Source organism: Pseudomonas sp. PDM10, from assembly GCF_014852295.1.
Classification (GTDB): Bacteria; Pseudomonadota; Gammaproteobacteria; order Pseudomonadales; family Pseudomonadaceae; genus Aquipseudomonas.
On sequence record NZ_JACVBJ010000005.1, the window covers coordinates 632293 to 650010 of the forward strand.

Here is a 17718-nt window from a genome sequence, read left to right on the forward strand (position 1 = left end):
CCGGTGAGGCATTCCCACGCGGAGCGTGGGAACGATCAGTTGCTAGGGTTTCACCAACCGTGCATCCAGGCTGTTCTGCGCCAACCGCTTGGCCTGATCCTGGGTCATGCCCAAATGGGTATACAGCGCATGGAAGTTCTCGGTGACATAACCGCCGAAGTACGCCGGGTCATCCGAGTTCACGGTCACTTTCACGCCACGTTCCAGCATGTCGAGAATGTTGTGCTGAGACATGTGATCGAACACGCAGAGTTTGGTGTTCGACAACGGGCACACGGTCAGCGGGATTTGCTCGTCGATGATCCGCTGCATCAAACGCTCGTCTTCGATGGCGCGCACGCCATGGTCGATGCGCTGGACTTTCAGCAAATCGAGGGCTTCCCAGATGTACTCGGGCGGGCCTTCTTCACCGGCGTGGGCGACGGTCAGGAAACCTTCGTGACGGGCACGATCAAACACGCGCTGGAACTTGCTCGGCGGGTGACCCATTTCCGAACTGTCCAGACCGACCGCGACAAACGCATCACGGAACGGCAGTGCCTGGTCTAGGGTTTTCTCGGCTTCTTCTTCGCTCAAGTGGCGCAGGAAGCTCAGGATCAAACCGCTGGTGATGCCCAGTTGCTGCTCGCCATCCTTCAACGCGGCGGCGATGCCATTGAGCACCACTTCGAACGGCACGCCACGGTCGGTGTGGGTCTGCGGATCGAAGAACGGTTCGGTGTGAATCACGTTCTGCGCCTTGCAGCGCAACAGGTAAGCCCAGGTCAGGTCGTAGAAATCCTGAGAGGTGCGCAACACGTCGGCGCCCTGGTAATACAGGTCGAGAAACTCTTGCAGGTTGTTGAAGGCGTAGGCCTTGCGCAGGGTTTCGACGTCGCTCCACGGCAGGGCGATCTTGTTGCGTTCAGCCAGGGCGAACAGCAACTCAGGCTCCAGCGAACCCTCAAGGTGCAGGTGCAGTTCTGCCTTGGGCAGGGCGTTCAGCCAGTCGTACATAGTCTTTTCTCATCAGGTGCAGATGGCGAGCATTCTACAGATGCCCGAGGAAACAATTAGCAAAACCTGACCAGCCGGTTCATCACAGCGCTTCCTGTTCCCGTCGATAGGCGTAGGTATCGGCGAACCGCGAGAGCAGGAATTCGGCGCAGGTGGTGGCCGGATACTTTGCCGAGTGCGGTTCATCCTGACAGCCGGGCAGGCATTCGATGACCGTGTCGGGGTGCGGTTCGGCGAAGAACGGCATCGAGTAACGGTCCACGCCGAGCGGGCTGATCACCCGGTGCGGCGTCGACAGGTAACGGTCGTTGCTCCAGCGCGCCATCATGTCGCCGAGGTTGACCACGAACGTGCCGTCGATCGGCGGTGCATCGATCCACTCGCCTTTAACGTTTCGCACTTGCAGGCCGCCGGCGGCATCCTGATACAGCAGGGTGATGCAGCCGTAATCGGTGTGGGCGCCGGCGCCTTGTTGCTCTTCGGAACTGGCGGTGTGGCGCGGTGGGTAATGAATCATCCGTAGCACGCTGACCGGCTCAACGAAGCGGCTGTCGAAAAAGTCGCGCTCGATGCCCAGCGCCACGGTTATGGCCCGTAACAGGGTTAGGGCCAAGGCCTGCATGTCGACGTAGTGCTGCTCCATCAGCAATTCCCAGCCGGGCATCGACGGATGACGGTTGGGGCCGCGCAGCGGTTTTTCCGCCAACACGTCAGGGTGATCGGCCGGCAGGTGCAGGCCCATGTCGAAGGTTTCTTTCAGGTCGCTGGGTTTGCTCGGGTCGAGTTGTTCAGTGGCGATGGCGCCATAACCGCGGTGGTGACGGGTTTGGGTGATGTCAATCTTGAGTTTTTCGACGGCGGGCAGGGCGAAGAAACGTTGGGCGCTGTCGAGTACGGCGTTAATGCGCGACCGACTGATCGGGTGGCCCTTGATGTAGAAAAAGCCCCACTCGCGGCAGGCGTGGTCGATTTGCGTGGCGATCGATTGCCAGGCGGATGGGTCATCGGTGTAGAGCGGGGCGATGTCGATGATCGGGAGCAGGTTCATGCGCAGTCCTTAAGAACGCTGAAAATCCACTGTGGGAGCGAGCCTGCTCGCGAAAGCGGTGAGTCAGCCAACATCCATGTTGAATGTTACTCCGCTTTCGCGAGCAGGCTCGCTCCCACAGGGTTTTGTGTTCGTGGCTGGAGCTACTTAGGAATGTCAGCCTTCATGCCTTCAACGTAGTAGTTCATCGATGCCAGCTCCGCATTGCTCGCCGTCGCGCCCGCCGCAATCTTCTCGACGCCTGCCTGATCCTTGATCGGTCCGGTGAACGGGTGGAAAGCACCGCTTTTGATGTCGGCAATGATCTGCTCTGCCTCGGCTTTCACCGGTGCGGGCACCAGATCGCTGATCGGCAACTCAACCGTACCTTCCTGCAAACCACCCCAGTAATCCTGCGATTTCCACAGGTGGTCGAGTACGCTTTGGGTCGCCTGAATGTAGTGCGGGCCCCAGTCGTTGACGATGGACGTCAGCACCGCTTTCGGCCCGAAGTGCGCCATGTCCGAAGCGTAGCCGACGGCATACACCCCGCGACGCTCGGCGGCCTGGATCGGCGCCGGGCTGTCGGTGTGCTGGAACACCACGTCCACGCCCTGATCGATCAACGCATTGGCGGCATCCGCCTCTTTGCCCGGATCGAACCAGGAGTTGACCCACACCACTTTGATCTCGGTGCCGGGGTTGTACTTGTTCAGGGCCAGTTGAATGGCGTTGATGTCGCGGATCACTTCCGGGATCGGGAAGGACGCGACGTAACCGATCTTCTTGGTCTTGGTCATCTTCGCCGCAAGGAAACCGCCGACGTAGCGACCTTCATACGTGCGCGCCAGATAGGTGCCGAGGTTCTTGTCCTGCTTGTAGCCGGTGGCGTGTTCGAAGGTCACCATGGGAAATTGTTTGGCGACTTTCAGGGTCGGGTTCATGTAGCCGAAGGACGTGGTGAAGATCAGGTCGTACTTGTCCTTGGCCATGTTGCGGATCACCCGCTCGGCGTCGGCGCCTTCAGCGACGTTTTCCACATAGTTGGTGGTGATCTGGTTGCCGAATTTTTCGGCCAGCGCCTTGCGCCCTTGTTCATGCTGATACGTCCAGCCGTGATCGCCAATCGGACCGATGTAGACGAAGCCGACTTTCAGCGGGTCGGCGGCACTGGCAGTCAGGCTTGCGCTCAGACCGATGGCCGCGGCGACGGCGCAAAGCAGCTTCTTCAACGGACGTTTGTGCATGAATCCACTCCCTATTGTTTTGAGGTTGGAGGGGGTAATGCAAATTGCTGACCAACAGGACAACAAACGGCTTGAAACCGCGTAACGGCCATCGCGGGCAAGCCTTGCTCCTACAAGTGCACCGCAAACCCGTAGGAGCCGAGCTTGCTCGCGATGAGGCCCTTGAGGCCGATAAAAGTGCATGGCCTGGCACGGCTGCCATCCACTGGTGCGCTAAGGTGTAACGAAACGTTAGCGCCGCCCCGCAGTCAGTAGCTCATCATCCCGGTTTCGCTTCACACGGCAAAAAGGCCCGCAATGCTCACACTCCTCAAGCAAGAAAAGTTTCTGCTGCTGGCCGTGATCGCCGCCGCCGTCGCCTACCCGCTGGAGCACTGGATGCTGCACAGCGGCCAGCCCATCGCGTTGACCGCCGGCCTCGTACTGATCGCCTTCATCGTCGTTGCCTCCATGCGCGTCGCCCATCACGCCGAACTGCTCGCAGAAAAAGTCGGCGACCCTTACGGCACGATGATCCTGACCCTGGCCGCCGTGCTGGTAGAAGTGGTGATCCTGGCGATCATGATGAGCAACGAAGCCTCGCCGACCCTGGTACGCGACACGATTTATTCGGCGGTGATGCTCGACATCAACGGCATCCTCGGCCTCGCTGCGTTGATGGGCGGGCTCAAGCACGGCGAACAGTCCTACAACGACGATTCGGCCCGCAGTTACAGCGTGATGATTCTCACCGCCATGGGCGTTTCCATGGTGGTGCCGGAGTTCATCCCCGAGGGCAGCTGGAAACTCTATTCGGCGTTCACCATTGGTGCGATGGTCGTGCTCTACACCCTGTTCCTGCGCATGCAGGTCGGGCCGCACAGTTATTTCTTCAGCTACAGCTACCCGGAAAAACGTCGCAGGAAAGTCCCGGAGGAGGAGCCTGAACCGGTCAATCTGGTGCTGAGTATTGGCACGTTGGTGTTTGGCGTGGTGGTGATCGGCGCCTTGGCAGAGGTGATGTCCAAGACCCTCGATCTGGGCCTCGAAGGGACGGGCGCACCGCCGGTGATCACGGCGATCCTGGTGGCGGCAATCTCGGCGGCGCCGGAAATTCTGACCGCGTTGCGGGCGGCACTGGCCAACCGCATGCAGTCTGTGGTCAACATCGCCATGGGCGCGTCACTGTCGACGGTCATCCTGACCGTGCCGGTGATGGAAGCGATGGCGCTCTACACCGGCCAGCCGTTCCAGATGGCGATGACCCCGGTGCAGACCGTGATGGTCTTCCTCACCCTGATCGTTAGCGCGATCAACCTCAACGATGGCGAAACCAACGCCATCGAAGGCATGACTCACTTTGTGCTGTTTGCGACCTTCATCATGTTGTCGCTGTTGGGCCTCTAAAAGCATCGCGGGCAAGCCTTGCTCCTACAGGATTTACATCGTTCTTGAGAGCGACGCTGTACCTGTAGGAGCATGGCTTGCCCGCGATGGCGTCCTATCAGACGCCCGCAATCAACTGCCGAGCCGCCTGGCTGTGATCGGCAATCAACCCTTTCAGGTCCAGCCCTTCAACCTGCCCATCAATCACCCGCCATTTGCCACCAACCATCACCCGATCCGCCCGATCAGCGCCACACAGCAGCAACGCCGACACCGGATCATGACTGCCGGAAAACCGCAGCTCATCGAGCTTGAACAGCGCCAGGTCCGCCTGCTTGCCCACCGCCAGTTCGCCGATATCAGTACGCCCGAGCAGACTCGCCGAACCCTTGGTCGCCCATCCCAAAACCAATTCCGGCGTGATCTTCTCGGCGCCATAACGCAGCCGTTGAATGTACAGCGCCTGACGGGTTTCCAGCATCATGTTCGACGCATCGTTGGACGCCGAACCATCCACGCCCAAGCCCAGCAAGGCGCCCGCAGCGGTCAGGTCCAGCGTCGGGCAGATGCCGGAAGCCAGACGCATGTTCGAACTCGGGCAATGGCAAATGCCGGTGCCGGCGGCGCCGAGGCGAGCGATTTCGTCCGGGTTGAAGTGGATGCCGTGAGCCAGCCAGGTGCGCGGGCCGAGCCAGCCGACGCTGTCGAGGTAGTCCACAGTGCGCAGGCCGAAGCGTTGCAGGCAGAAGTCTTCTTCGTCGAGGGTTTCGGCCAGATGGGTGTGCAGGCGCACGTCGAGTTTGTTCGCCAGTTCGGCGCTGGCGGACATGATTTGCGGGGTCACCGAAAACGGCGAGCAGGGCGCGAGGGCGATCTGGATTTGCGCGCCATCGCCACGCTCGTGGTACTCGGCGATCAAGCGTTGGCTGTCGGCGAGGATCACTTCGCCTTCCTGCACGGTTTGCTGCGGCGGCAGGCCGCCGTCCTTTTCGCCAAGGCTCATGGAACCGCGCGTCAGCATGGCGCGCATGCCCAGTTCGCGGACGCTCTCGACCTGCACGTCGATCGCATTTTCCAGGCCTTGCGGAAACAGGTAATGGTGATCGGCGGCGGTGGTGCAGCCGGACAGCAGCAACTCGGCCAACGCGACTTTGCTGGCGAGGGCGAGTTTTTCAGGGGTGAGGCGGGCCCAGACCGGGTAGAGGGTTTTCAGCCACGGGAACAACGGCTGATTGACCACCGGCGCCCAGGCGCGGGTCAGGGTTTGATAGAAGTGGTGATGGGTGTTGATCAGTCCCGGCAGGATCACATGCTCGCGGGCATCGAAGACTTGTCCACAGGGCGCGGAAGGTTGCTGGCCGGCGGCGAGCACTTCAACGATCAAACCGTCTTGCAGCACCAGACCGCCACGGGCATCGAGGCCATTGGCAGTGAAGATCGCAAGGGGATTTTTTAACCAGGTACGGGTCGCAGGCATGTTGGCCGGCTCCTCTGAAAGTGGGGTTCAGGTTAGCCAGCTCAGTGATTACCCTGTCTGCTGATCCAGGGTCGCCGCGGGGACGAGGTGCGGAGTTTCATTCAAAACAGCGCTGCGGGCAAGCCCGGCCCGACCAGGCGACGCAAAACCCCTGTGGGAGCGGGCTTGCTCGCGAATGCGGTGCGTCATGCAACATTGATGTCGACTGACACTCCCTCTTCGCGAGCAAGCCCGCTCCCACAGTAGACGATGGGTTACCAGGGAATGGTTTCACCCCGGTAATTCACAAAATGATGCCCGCCCTTGCCGGTATACGCATTCACCTGATCGACCAACCCACGCGTGCTGGTGTCCACATCAATGTCGGCACCTTCACCGCCCATGTCGGTCTTCACCCAACCCGGATGCAGCGACAGCACGGTGAGTTTCTGTTCGCCCAACTGAGTGACGAAGCTATTGGTCATCGAGTTCAGCGCCGATTTGCTCGCCTTGTACAGCGCCAGCTCCGGCGCATCCGGCATGGTCACGCTGCCCAGCACCGAACTCATGAACGCCAGCACGCCGCTGTCCGGACGAATCTGCCCGACAAAACGCTGGGCCAGATTGATCGGCGCCACCGCATTGGTGAAGAACAGTTGCCCGACTTCGGCCAGCGTCGCGCCGCCCGGTGTTTGAACGTCCGGGCCTTTGACCCCGGCATTCACGAACAACAGATCAAACACTTCGCCCTTGAGCTGCTGACTCAAAGCGATGACCGCTTGCTGATCGTCCATGTCGAGTTTTTCGATCCGCACCTTGCCCAGGGCTTGCAAGGCTTCGGCGTTCTGCGGGTTGCGTACGGTGGCGGTGACCTGCCAACCGTCGGCCAGCAGGGTTTTCACCAGACCGAGGCCCAGGCCTCGGGAGGCGCCGATGATGAGTGCGGTTTTTGCCGTAGACATAAGTGGCTTCCTTGATAAATGAGGATCACGGATTCAATGGACAACGCTGACCGAGCCGTTGCTGCAACTCCTGACGCAGCGCGCCGAGTTCGTCGATTCGGGTTTCGATCAGTTTGAGTTTGTCTTGCAGCAATTGCGTGACGGCGCTGTCCGGATCGGGCGACTGCCATAACGCGGCGACGCTGTTGCCGATCTCGCCGAGGGTAAAGCCCAATCGCTGAGCGGTCTTGATGTACAGCACCAGTTGCACCATGTCCGCCGGATAGTCGCGATAACCGTTGGCGCTGCGTTGCGCCGCAATCAATCCGCGCTGCTCGTAGAAACGCAGCGTGTCGCGGCTGACGGCGCTGGCCTGGGCTAATTCACCGATGCGCATCATGACTTCTCGAGAGGGCTTGACCCTGGAGCATACTCCAGGCTTTAGCCTTGTTGCTCCCTGAATTTATGGAGCAAAACGGATGTGGACTTCAACGCAATATCGCCGGTTGGTGAAGGGTAGTGCCTGGTATGACTTGATCGTGACGGCGGCGTTTGTCACGCCGTGGAGCTTTGCGGCGTTGCATGGCGTTTTGTCGAGTGTGAGTCAAGCGTTCCATTTGTCCGGCGAGTTGCCGCCGTTTGAGCCGATGCACTTGCTGATGGCCAATCTGTTGGGGTCGATTGTCTGCGTGTGGGCGGTGCTGCGGATTCGTGATCCGCAGCAGGTGTATGGGCGGTATGACGCCGTCGGTAGATTTCTGTTTTCGGCTTGGCAGCTCTATGCCTTGCTCCATGGCGCCAGTTCGCTGTTGGTGATTTTTCTGGTCTTTGAATTGGCGTGGGGCGTAGCTCAGGTGTTGCCAGTGCGGACGTCATCGCGAGCAGGCTCACTCCCACAGTAGATTTGCGTTGAACACAAAAATCCGGCTCGACTCGGTCAAATGTGGGAGCGAGCCTGCTCGCGATGGGGCCGGTGCAGACAACCACTAATGCCCAGCCTGCCAAGGTTTCCCCAACGACACCGGCGCATACAACCGCGTACGCAGCGCATCCCGCGACAGCAGCACCAACACCACAATGGTCGCCACATACGGCAGCATCGCCAGCAGACTCGACGGAATCGCCAGCCCCAACCCCTGCGCCACCAGATGCAGGATGCTGGCGAGTCCGAACAGATACGCCCCCAGCAGCAATCGCCACACCCGCCAACTGGCAAACACCACCAGTGCCAGGGCAATCCAGCCACGCCCGGCGCTCATGTTCTCCGCCCACATCGGCGTATAAGCCAGCGACAAATAAGCCCCGGCCAATCCAGCCATCGCCCCGCCAAACAGCACCGCCAGCGTGCGCACGCCCAACACCGGCAAACCCATCGCACTGGCTGCATCCGGGTTTTCGCCGACCGCCTGAATGATCAGCCCGACGCGACTTTTCACCATCACCCAGGCCACCAGCGCAAACAGCGCGAACGACACATACACCAACAGATCCTGCGCAAACAGCATCCGTCCGATCAGTGGGATGTCGCTCAAAAAAGGAATCGCCACCGGCTCAAAACCTGCCAGCGGTTTACCGACCCACGCCGCGCCGACAAAGGTCGACAGGCCTACGCCGAAGATCGTCAGCGCCAACCCGGTGGCCACCTGATTGGCGTTGAATACCAGCGCCACCAGCGCAAACAACGACGACAACAGCATCCCGGCAAGCATCGCCAAAAACACGCCGAGCCACAGGTTGCCGCTGTTCAAAGCGACGATAAAACCGATCACCGCCCCAAACAGCATCATCCCTTCCTGGCCGAGGTTCAGAACGCCGCTCTTCTCGCAGATCAGTTCACCTAGAGCCACCAACAGCAGCGGCGTACCGCAACGGACCATGGCGTAGAAAATATTGCTCAGCAGATCGATATCCATCACAGCGCTCCTGCGTGTACGGCGGTGGCTTGTGCACGACGGGACCCGCGCAGATTCAAGCGCGGTCGGTAGAGAATCAGCACGTCACTGGCCAGCAGGAAAAACAGCATCATTCCCTGGAACAATTGCGTAATCGCTTGCGGCAGATTCATGCTCATCTGCGCGCTCTCGCCGCCGATGTACAGCAGCGCCATCAACAGGCTGGAAAACAGAATGCCGAGGGGATTGAGTCGCCCGAGAAACGCCACGGTGATCGCGGCATAGCCGTAACCGGGCGAGACTTGCGGCACCAATTGGCCGATCGGCCCGGTGACTTCGCACACACCGGCCAGCCCCGCCAATCCTCCGCTGATCAACAGCGCCAGCCAGATCAGCCGCTTCTCGCGAAAGCCGACGAACCCCGCTGCGCGCTTGTCCAGCCCGAGGACTTTGATCTGGAAGCCGATAAAGCTTTTCTGCAGCAACACCCACACCGCCACCAACGCGAGCAAGGCGAAATACACGCCCACGTGGACCCGACCATCCTCCATCAGCAGCGGCAAACGGCTGGCATCACCGAACATCGCCGACTCCGGAAAGTTGAATCCCGCCGGATCCTTCAGCGGCCCATGCACACAGAACAGCAACAGGTTCAGGGCGATGTAATTGAGCATGATGCTGGTGAGGATTTCATTGGCATTGAAACGCGTGCGCAACCACGCCGTCAGCCCGGCCCACGCGGCACCGGCCAGGGTGCCGACAAGCAGGATCAGCACCAGCGCCCAGCGACTTTGCAGGTCGATGATGTTCACCGCCAATGCACTGCCGGCCAGCGCGCCAAGCAGCAACTGACCTTCGGCGCCGATGTTCCAGATTCGTGCTTGGTACGCCACCGCCAGCCCCAACGCGCAGAGCAAAATCGGCAGCGCTTTGACCAGCAGTTCGGAGACGCCGTACAGGTCGCTGATCGGTGCGATGAGCAACGTGTGCAAGGTCAGTAACGGGTCATGCCCCAGCGCGACAAACAGCAGTGAGCCACAGCCCAACGTCAGGACAGCCGCCAGCAATGGCGAGCACCACAGCATCAGGCGCGATTGCTGGCCACGGGGTTCGAGAGAAAGCAGCATGTGAAACTCCGTTAAACCGTTGCGGGTGCGAGTGATTGAGGGGTGTCGAACTGGCCGGCCATCCAGCCGCCGACATCGATCAGGCGCGTGTCGACCGTGGCCTTGAGCGGCGACAATCGACCGCTGCACAACGCGCCGAGGCGGTCGCTGATCTGGAACAGTTCGTCGAGGTCTTCGGAGATCACCAGGATCGCCGCGCCGGCATCGCGCAAGGCAATCAGCGCCCGGTGAATGGTCGCGGCGGCGCCGACGTCCACGCCCCAGGTCGGGTGCGCGGCCACCAGCAGTTTCGGTTGTTGGAGGATCTCGCGGCCGAGGATGAATTTCTGCAAGTTGCCGCCAGACAGGCTGCGGGCCGGTGTCTGGCTATCGGGTGTCTTGACCCCGAAGCGGCGGATGATTTCTTCGGCCAGCGCTTCGACCTTGCCGCGCTGGATCAGGCCATTACTGACCAGCCCTTGTTGAAAGGCAGTGAGCAGGGCGTTGTCCGCCAGGCTCAAGTCCGGCACCGCGCCATGGCCCAGACGTTCAGCGGGGACGAAGGCCAGGCCCAGTTTGCGCCGTGCGTCCGGCCGCAAGTGCGCCACCGGTTGCCCGGCGAAACTGATCGTTGCGCCGTCGTTGCGGCTGAGCGGTTCTTCGCCGCTGAGCAGGGCCAACAACTCATCCTGACCATTGCCGGCGACCCCGGCGATGCCGACGATTTCGCCGCTGCGTACTTCAAGCTCGATGTCCTTCAGCGAACAGCCGAACGGATCGGGGTTGTGCCAGGACAATCCCGTCACATTCAGGAACGCATTAGCGCCAATGACTTTCGGATAGTCCGTAATCAGCGCCGCGGCGTCACCGACCATCAACTGCGCCAGTTGCCGATCCGAACACTCGGCCGGCACGCAATGCCCGGCCACCCGACCGCCGCGCAACACCGTGGCGCTGTGGCACAACGCGCGAACTTCACCGAGTTTGTGGCTGATAAACAGAATGCTGCAGCCCTCGGCGGAGAGTCGGCGCAAGGTGACGAACAAATCGTCGGCCTCCTGCGGAGTCAGCACCGAGGTTGGCTCGTCGAGAATCAGCAGGCGGATGTCCTGCATCAGGCAACGAATGATTTCCACCCGCTGGCGTTCGCCGATCGACAGGCTGTGGACAAGTCGCTCCGGCTCCAGCGCCATGCCATAACGCCGGGAGACTTCACGAATCTTTGGCTCAAGCTGTTTCGGTGTACCCGCCGCCGCACCCATCGCCAAGGCAATGTTCTGCGCCACGCTCAAAGTCTCGAACAGCGAGAAATGCTGAAACACCATGCCGATTCCCAGCTCCCGAGCCTGGGCCGGGTTGCGCAGGGCCACGCGTTGCCCTTGCCAGATCATCTCGCCCGAGTCCGCGTGAGTGACGCCGTAGATGATCTTCATCAGCGTACTTTTGCCCGCGCCGTTTTCGCCGAGCAGGGCGTGGATTTCGCCGGGGGCAATGCTCAGGTCGATGGTATCGTTGGCCAGGCAACCGGGGTAGCGCTTGCTGATGTTGCGCAGTTGCAGGCGAGGTGTTGGATCGAGGATCGGCACGGGGTTGGGCATGACAGGCTCGGGTCGATTGAAGTGATGCCTGTGGACAAAGCAATTTCCTGGCCATTGAGTCAGGAAAAATCAAATACGTTGCAGATAAAGGCTTTGAGGACGGCGCCTCGCCCTATGTCGATCCCGAACCAGGCACCACTTGAGGGCAAAGCCGTTGATCAGGCTCCGGTTTTGCTCAAGGGGTTTGGTCAAAAAACGAGCAACCGACTGCAAGCCATGCCGGACATGGGGCGGCGACAGCCATGAACGGGTTATCCACAGATTGCTCCACAGTATTTGTGCGCAAGCCCGAAGGTCGGGCATAAGCACTGTGTGGCTTTCTTCTAATGGTGATAAACCGCTTTAACTGATTGTTTTTACGTGGATTTATCTTTTTTGATGACGGATTGGACGAAAAGTGAGCAAAGCCCGCAAAGCCGCGTGACAGAAGGGTTACAGCCGGGTGTGCTCAGGTTATCCACAGCCGGGTGCACAGCAGATGTGGGCAAATGCACCGGTTCGACGAAAGGGCGGTGAACGTTGTTGGTGCGATTAGTGCTGCAACAAAATGCGTCCGCGGCTCAAGCCTGCCAGCTGCGTTTGCAGGGCGTCGATCTGGCTTTCGCCGATAGCCAATCGCAGGTCTACGCCGTTGGCCGTGAACGTTTCTTCCACCACCAATCCACCCAGTTCCGCCACCCGAAGCTTCACCAGCGGCAACTCTGCAAAAGCACAGGTACAACTCACCGGCACCCGACTGATCAGTTCAACCTTTGCCGCCGCTTGCAGGCACTTGTTGGCGCCGCCGCCATACGCCCGGGCGAGGCCCCCGGTGCCGAGTTGAATGCCGCCATACCAACGAATCACCAGCACCGCGACCTGATCGCAATCCTGAGCTTCGATTGCCGCCAGAATCGGCCGGCCAGCGGTGCCGCCGGGCTCGCCATCGTCAGTGCTGCGGTAGTGGTCGCCAAGCTTCCAGGCCCAGCAATTGTGCGAGGCATTCAAATCGCTGTGCTGTTCGATGAACGCCTGGGCTTCAGCAGGGCTGCTGATCGGTGCGGCGAAAGTGATGAAGCGGCTTTTGCGAATCTCTTCGCGGTACTCGCAAAAACCGCTGAGGGTAAAAGGCATAAGTGTCTTAGATCGTTGGCGTCAGGCCGCAGCCCTTGAGAATGATGCGGATCAGGTTGTTGCCGGCGTCTTCCATGTCTTGCTTGGTCAACTTGGTGCGACCGGTGACACGGCAGATCTGCGTCGCGAAATCGGCGTAATGCTGAGTGCTGCCCCACAACAGGAAGATCAGGTTCACCGGGTCGACCGGGTCCATTTTTCCGGCGTCGATCCAGGCCTGGAACACGCCCGCCCGACCCTGGAACCAGGCGCGATAATCCTGGTTGAAGTACTCGGTCAGGCATTCGCCGCCGCTGATCACTTCCATCGCGAAGATCCGCGAGGCTTGCGGCTGACGACGGGAGAATTCCATCTTGGCGCGGAGGTAACGCGTCAGCGCTTCGGCCGGGTCATCTTCGGCAGTCAGTGTGTTGAAGGTGCTGTCCCACAGCTGGAGGATGTTGCTCAACACCGCCACGTACAAACCGAGTTTGTTGGTGAAGTAGTAATGCAGGTTCGCCTTGGGCAATCCGGCATTCAGGGCGATGGTGTTCATGCTGGTGCCTTTGAACCCGTGACGGGCGAACTCGTCTTCGGCGGCTTTGATGATGGTCTCTTCGTTCTTCTGACGAATGCGGCTGGCAGGTTTGCCGCCGTGAGCGGGGACTTCAAAGGTCATAGGCACTTCCGAACAAGTGAGTGGGTGCAACCAGTGCGTTGATAGCGCACCCACCGGCATCAGACAAGTCCTGATGCGATAAAACCTACCCCCATCTCTGTAGGAGCAAGCTTTGCTCCTACAGAGATTGTGGTGGTTAGCGTGTGGCGGCCAGGCTTTCGAGGAAGCTTTCCAGCACCAAATGCGGACGACGGCCCTTGCGCGTGACCGATGCGAGGCTCAGGTCATAAAACCGCACCTTTGGTTTCAGCGCACGCAACCGGCCTTGCTGCACCCAGAGACTGGCGTAGTGGTCCGGCAGGTAGCCGATGAAGCGTCCGGTCAGGATCAGGAACGCCATGCCTTCACGGTCCGAGGCACTGGCGGTGCAATTAAGCGCCTGGTAATGGGCCTGGATTTCCGCGGGCAAACGGAAGGTCGGCGCGATGGCATCCTGGCTATTGAGGCGCTCGTCATCCAGTTGTTTATCGTCGACATAAAATAACGGATGACCGACCGCGCAATACAGTAGCGAGCGTTCGCTATAGAGCGGCTGATATTCCAGCCCCGACAGCGCGCTGGCCTGCGGCACCACGCCGACATGCAATCGACCGTCGAGCACGCCTTGTTCGACTTCATTGGGCGCGATCATGCGGATCTGAATCTGCACGTCGGGGCCGCGCTCCTTCAATTGCGCCAAGGCATGGGTGATACGCATGTGGGGCAGGGTGACCAGGTTGTCGGTCAGGCCGATGGTCAATTCGCCGCGCAGATGTTGGTGTAGGCCGTTGACCTCGGTGCGGAAACTTTCCAGCGCACTTAATAGCTGCAAGGCCGAGTGATAGACCTCGCGACCTTCTTCGGTCAGGGAAAACCCGGCGCGACCGCGTTGGCACAAGCGCAAACCCAGGCGCTGTTCCAGATCACTCATTTGCTGGCTGATGGCCGAGCGGCCGATCCCCAGCACCGATTCCGCTGCCGAGAAGCCGCCGCACTCCACGACGCTGCGGAAGATCCTCAATAAGCGGATATCAAAGTCACTGACTTGCGCCAGCGGATCGGGGCGACGGATGCTCATGCTCAAAACACTCAAAGTTTAGTGGAGGGCTGACTGAACGTTAGAAGAGTTGGATTTCACCGACTTTATCCCCGTGGCAATTTAGCTGCAAGAACGCTTTTGATCTCTATGCCGCTTATTGCCCTGCGAGGTTTTGCCCATGAACTTGCCTGAAAACAACCCGACGTCCCTGGCCAGCCAGCTCAAGCTCGATGCTCACTGGATGCCCTACACCGCCAACCGTAATTTCCAGCGCGATCCGCGACTGATCGTGGCGGCTGAAGGCAGTTGGCTGATCGACGACAAGGGCCGCAAGGTTTACGACTCGCTCTCCGGTTTGTGGACTTGCGGCGCCGGGCATACCCGCAAGGAAATTCAGGAAGCGGTCGCCAAGCAATTGGGCACCCTCGATTACTCGCCAGGCTTCCAGTACGGCCATCCTCTGTCGTTCCAGCTGGCTGAGAAAATCACCGACCTGACCCCGGGCAATCTCAATCACGTGTTCTTCACTGACTCGGGTTCCGAGTGCGCTGACACCGCAGTGAAGATGGTTCGTGCTTTCTGGCGTCTGAAAGGCCAGGCGACCAAGACCAAAATGATCGGCCGTGCCCGTGGTTATCACGGCGTAAACATCGCCGGCACCAGCCTCGGTGGCGTGAACGGCAACCGCAAAATGTTCGGACAGGCGATGATGGACGTCGATCACCTGCCGCACACCTTGCTGGCGAGCAATGCCTATTCCCGTGGCATGCCGGAGCAGGGCGGTATCGCCCTGGCCGATGAACTGTTGAAGTTGATCGAGCTGCATGACGCCTCCAACATCGCCGCCGTGTTCGTCGAGCCATTGGCCGGTTCCGCTGGCGTACTGGTTCCGCCACAGGGTTACCTCAAGCGTCTGCGTGAGATCTGCGATCAGCACAACATCCTGCTGGTGTTCGACGAAGTGATCACCGGTTTCGGCCGTACCGGCAAAATGTTCGGTGCCGATACCTTTGGCGTAACCCCGGACCTGATGTGCATCGCCAAGCAAGTCACCAACGGCGCGATCCCGATGGGCGCGGTGATTGCCAGCTCCGAGATCTACCAGACCTTCATGAACCAGGCGACGCCGGAGTACGCGGTGGAATTCCCGCATGGCTACACCTATTCCGCGCACCCGGTGGCTTGTGCTGCTGGCCTGGCAGCACTCGATCTGCTGCAAAAGGAAAACCTGGTGCAGAGCGTGGCCGAAGTCGCACCGCATTTCGAAAATGCGCTGCACGGTCTGAAGGGCTCGAAAAACATCATCGATATTCGTAACTACGGCCTGGCCGGTGCGATCCAGATCGCACCGCGTGACGGCGACGCCATCGTGCGTCCGTTCGAAGCCGGCATGGCGTTGTGGAAAGCCGGGTTCTACGTGCGCTTCGGCGGCGACACCCTGCAGTTCGGCCCAACCTTCAACAGCAAGCCGCAAGACCTTGATCGTCTGTTCGACGCGGTCGGCGAAGTGCTGAACAAGATCGACTGATTTTTCCCTTCTATATAGAGGCGCCCGGTGACGGGTGCCTGTGGACAACTTTTCTGGAGCCCCGCATGAGCCTTATTCCGCATTTGATCAATGGCGAACTGGTGACCGAAGACGGTCGCACGGCCGACGTGTTCAACCCGTCCACCGGCCAGGCGATTCACAAGCTGCCATTGGCCAGCCGCGAAACCATTCAAAAAGCCATCGACTCGGCCAAGGCAGCGTTCCCGGCCTGGCGTAACACTCCGCCGGCCAAGCGCGCGCAGGTGATGTTCCGCTTCAAGCAATTGCTGGAGCAGAACGAAGCGCGGATCGCTCAGCTGATCAGCGAAGAGCACGGCAAAACCCTGGAAGACGCTGCCGGTGAACTGAAACGCGGAATCGAGAACGTCGAGTTCGCTTGCGCAGCGCCGGAAATCCTCAAGGGCGAATACAGCCGTAACGTTGGCCCGAACATTGATGCCTGGTCGGACTTCCAGCCGTTGGGTGTGGTGGCCGGTATTACGCCGTTCAACTTCCCTGCCATGGTGCCGCTGTGGATGTACCCTCTGGCGATCGTCTGCGGTAACTGCTTCATCCTCAAGCCTTCCGAGCGTGACCCAAGTTCGACGCTGTTGATTGCTCAACTGTTGATCGAGGCCGGTCTGCCTAAAGGTGTGCTGAGTGTGGTGCACGGCGACAAGGCTGCGGTGGACGCGCTGATCGAAGCGCCGGAAGTCAAAGCGTTGAGCTTCGTTGGTTCGACGCCGATTGCCGAATACATCTACGCCGAAGGCACCAAGCGCGGCAAACGCGTTCAGGCACTGGGTGGCGCGAAGAACCATGCGGTGTTGATGCCGGATGCGGATCTGGATAACGCGGTCAGCGCATTGATGGGCGCGGCGTATGGTTCTTGCGGTGAACGTTGCATGGCAATCTCGGTGGCTGTGTGCGTCGGTGACCAGGTGGCGGATGCGCTGGTGGCCAAGTTGGTACCGCAAATCAAGGCGCTGAAAATCGGTGCCGGTACTTCATGCGGTCTGGACATGGGGCCGCTGGTTTCCGGTCAGGCTCGCGACAAAGTCAGTGGCTATATAGAAGACGGTGTTTCGGCGGGTGCTTCTTTGGTGGTCGATGGTCGTGGTCTGAGCGTGGCGGGTCATGAGGAAGGTTTCTTCCTGGGTGGCTGCCTGTTCGATAACGTCACGCCAGAAATGCGCATCTATAAAGAAGAGATCTTTGGGCCGGTGCTGTGTGTTGTCCGGGTTAACAGCCTGGAAGAGGCGATGCAGCTGATCAACGATCACGAGTATGGCAACGGCACCTGCATCTTTACCCGTGATGGGGAAGCGGCGCGGTTGTTCTGCGACGAAATCGAAGTCGGTATGGTCGGCGTCAACGTACCGCTGCCGGTACCGGTGGCTTATCACAGCTTTGGCGGCTGGAAGCGCTCGCTGTTCGGCGACTTGCATGCGTATGGTCCGGATGGCGTGCGTTTCTACACCCGTCGCAAGGCTATTACCCAGCGCTGGCCACAACGGGCAAGCCATGAAGCTTCGCAGTTCGCATTTCCTAGCTTGTAAGTAGAAGGAAAGAAGGCCGGCCCCTTGGGGCCGGCCTTTGCGTTTAAGGGGCTTTTTTACCTATATGACAGAATTGTGAAGATAGGTGTTGACGGCAGATTCTGGAAGTCTATAATTCGCCCCACTTCCGGCGCAGTCGAAACGGAAAACTCCTTGGTAAACAATGAGTTATACGGTTTTCGACAGCGAGTTGCTTCAGGTCATCGAAGCCCAG

16 protein-coding genes are annotated in these 17718 nt (G+C 59.9%); 4 read left to right on the forward strand and 12 right to left on the reverse strand.

All coding sequences use genetic code 11. The features are described from left to right. Window positions 1-42: 42 nt before the first annotated feature. The 3 genes from IB252_RS20380 to IB252_RS20390 all read right to left on the reverse strand — a co-directional run bounded on the left by IB252_RS20380 (window position 43) and on the right by IB252_RS20390 (window position 3270). Entirely contained in the window at window positions 43-996 is a 954-nt protein-coding gene (locus tag IB252_RS20380; RefSeq protein ID WP_056746142.1) for an adenosine deaminase, read from the reverse strand. A gap of 82 nt (window positions 997-1078) precedes the next feature. Beyond that, the gene (locus IB252_RS20385; RefSeq protein WP_192410062.1) at window positions 1079-2044 is read right to left on the reverse strand and encodes a 2-oxoglutarate and iron-dependent oxygenase domain-containing protein; all 966 of its coding nucleotides are present in this window, start codon (window positions 2042-2044) and stop codon (window positions 1079-1081) included. Window positions 2045-2187: 143 nt separating this feature from the next. Then, window positions 2188-3270 (reverse strand): BMP family ABC transporter substrate-binding protein, encoded by a 1083-nt coding sequence (locus IB252_RS20390; RefSeq protein WP_192410063.1) that lies wholly within the window; start codon window positions 3268-3270, stop codon window positions 2188-2190. A gap of 297 nt (window positions 3271-3567) precedes the next feature. Here IB252_RS20390 and IB252_RS20395 point away from each other — a divergent pair, with 297 nt between their 5' ends. After that, complete coding sequence (locus tag IB252_RS20395; protein WP_192410064.1) at window positions 3568-4656, forward strand: calcium:proton antiporter; 1089 nt, start codon at window positions 3568-3570, stop codon at window positions 4654-4656. 97 nt (window positions 4657-4753) lie between these two features. Here IB252_RS20395 and IB252_RS20400 read toward each other — a convergent pair whose 3' ends face one another. From IB252_RS20400 to IB252_RS20410, 3 genes are all read right to left on the reverse strand, one after another. Next, complete coding sequence (locus IB252_RS20400) at window positions 4754-6112, reverse strand: 8-oxoguanine deaminase (protein WP_192410065.1); 1359 nt, start codon at window positions 6110-6112, stop codon at window positions 4754-4756. Between the two features lie 254 nt (window positions 6113-6366). Continuing rightward, window positions 6367-7053 (reverse strand): SDR family oxidoreductase, encoded by a 687-nt coding sequence (locus tag IB252_RS20405; RefSeq protein WP_192410066.1) that lies wholly within the window; start codon window positions 7051-7053, stop codon window positions 6367-6369. A 25-nt stretch (window positions 7054-7078) separates the two neighbouring features. Next, window positions 7079-7429, reverse strand: coding sequence for a MerR family transcriptional regulator (locus IB252_RS20410; RefSeq protein ID WP_046054540.1), 351 nt, complete (start codon window positions 7427-7429; stop codon window positions 7079-7081). Between the two features lie 82 nt (window positions 7430-7511). Here IB252_RS20410 and IB252_RS20415 point away from each other — a divergent pair, with 82 nt between their 5' ends. Beyond that, complete coding sequence (locus IB252_RS20415; RefSeq protein WP_192410067.1) at window positions 7512-7934, forward strand: hypothetical protein; 423 nt, start codon at window positions 7512-7514, stop codon at window positions 7932-7934. Between the two features lie 84 nt (window positions 7935-8018). Here the strand turns inward: IB252_RS20415 and IB252_RS20420 are convergent, their stop codons facing one another. The 6 genes from IB252_RS20420 to IB252_RS20445 form a co-directional block, all read right to left on the reverse strand. After that, window positions 8019-8945 (reverse strand): ABC transporter permease, encoded by a 927-nt coding sequence (locus IB252_RS20420; RefSeq protein ID WP_192410068.1) that lies wholly within the window; start codon window positions 8943-8945, stop codon window positions 8019-8021. Continuing rightward, complete coding sequence (locus tag IB252_RS20425; RefSeq protein ID WP_192410069.1) at window positions 8945-10051, reverse strand: ABC transporter permease; 1107 nt, start codon at window positions 10049-10051, stop codon at window positions 8945-8947. The genes IB252_RS20420 and IB252_RS20425 overlap by 1 nt, the downstream gene beginning before the upstream one ends. A gap of 11 nt (window positions 10052-10062) precedes the next feature. Further along, window positions 10063-11628 carry an ABC transporter ATP-binding protein gene (locus tag IB252_RS20430; protein ID WP_192410070.1) on the reverse strand — a complete coding sequence of 522 codons (1566 nt, stop codon included), beginning with the start codon at window positions 11626-11628 and terminating at the stop codon, window positions 10063-10065. Window positions 11629-12159: 531 nt separating this feature from the next. Beyond that, on the reverse strand, window positions 12160-12741 hold the full coding sequence (locus IB252_RS20435; RefSeq protein WP_192410071.1) for an IMPACT family protein: 582 nt from the start codon (window positions 12739-12741) through the stop codon (window positions 12160-12162). Between the two features lie 7 nt (window positions 12742-12748). Next, a complete protein-coding gene (locus IB252_RS20440; protein ID WP_192410072.1) occupies window positions 12749-13399 on the reverse strand; it encodes a TetR/AcrR family transcriptional regulator in 651 nt (216 codons plus the stop codon). Between the two features lie 136 nt (window positions 13400-13535). Next, on the reverse strand, window positions 13536-14456 hold the full coding sequence (locus tag IB252_RS20445) for a LysR family transcriptional regulator (protein WP_192410073.1): 921 nt from the start codon (window positions 14454-14456) through the stop codon (window positions 13536-13538). Window positions 14457-14595: 139 nt separating this feature from the next. Here IB252_RS20445 and IB252_RS20450 point away from each other — a divergent pair, with 139 nt between their 5' ends. Together IB252_RS20450 and IB252_RS20455 are read left to right on the forward strand one after the other, a co-directional pair. After that, entirely contained in the window at window positions 14596-15945 is a 1350-nt protein-coding gene (locus tag IB252_RS20450) for an aspartate aminotransferase family protein (RefSeq protein ID WP_192410074.1), read from the forward strand. 65 nt (window positions 15946-16010) lie between these two features. Further along, complete coding sequence (locus tag IB252_RS20455; RefSeq protein ID WP_111449132.1) at window positions 16011-17504, forward strand: CoA-acylating methylmalonate-semialdehyde dehydrogenase; 1494 nt, start codon at window positions 16011-16013, stop codon at window positions 17502-17504. Window positions 17505-17718: the final 214 nt, after the last annotated feature.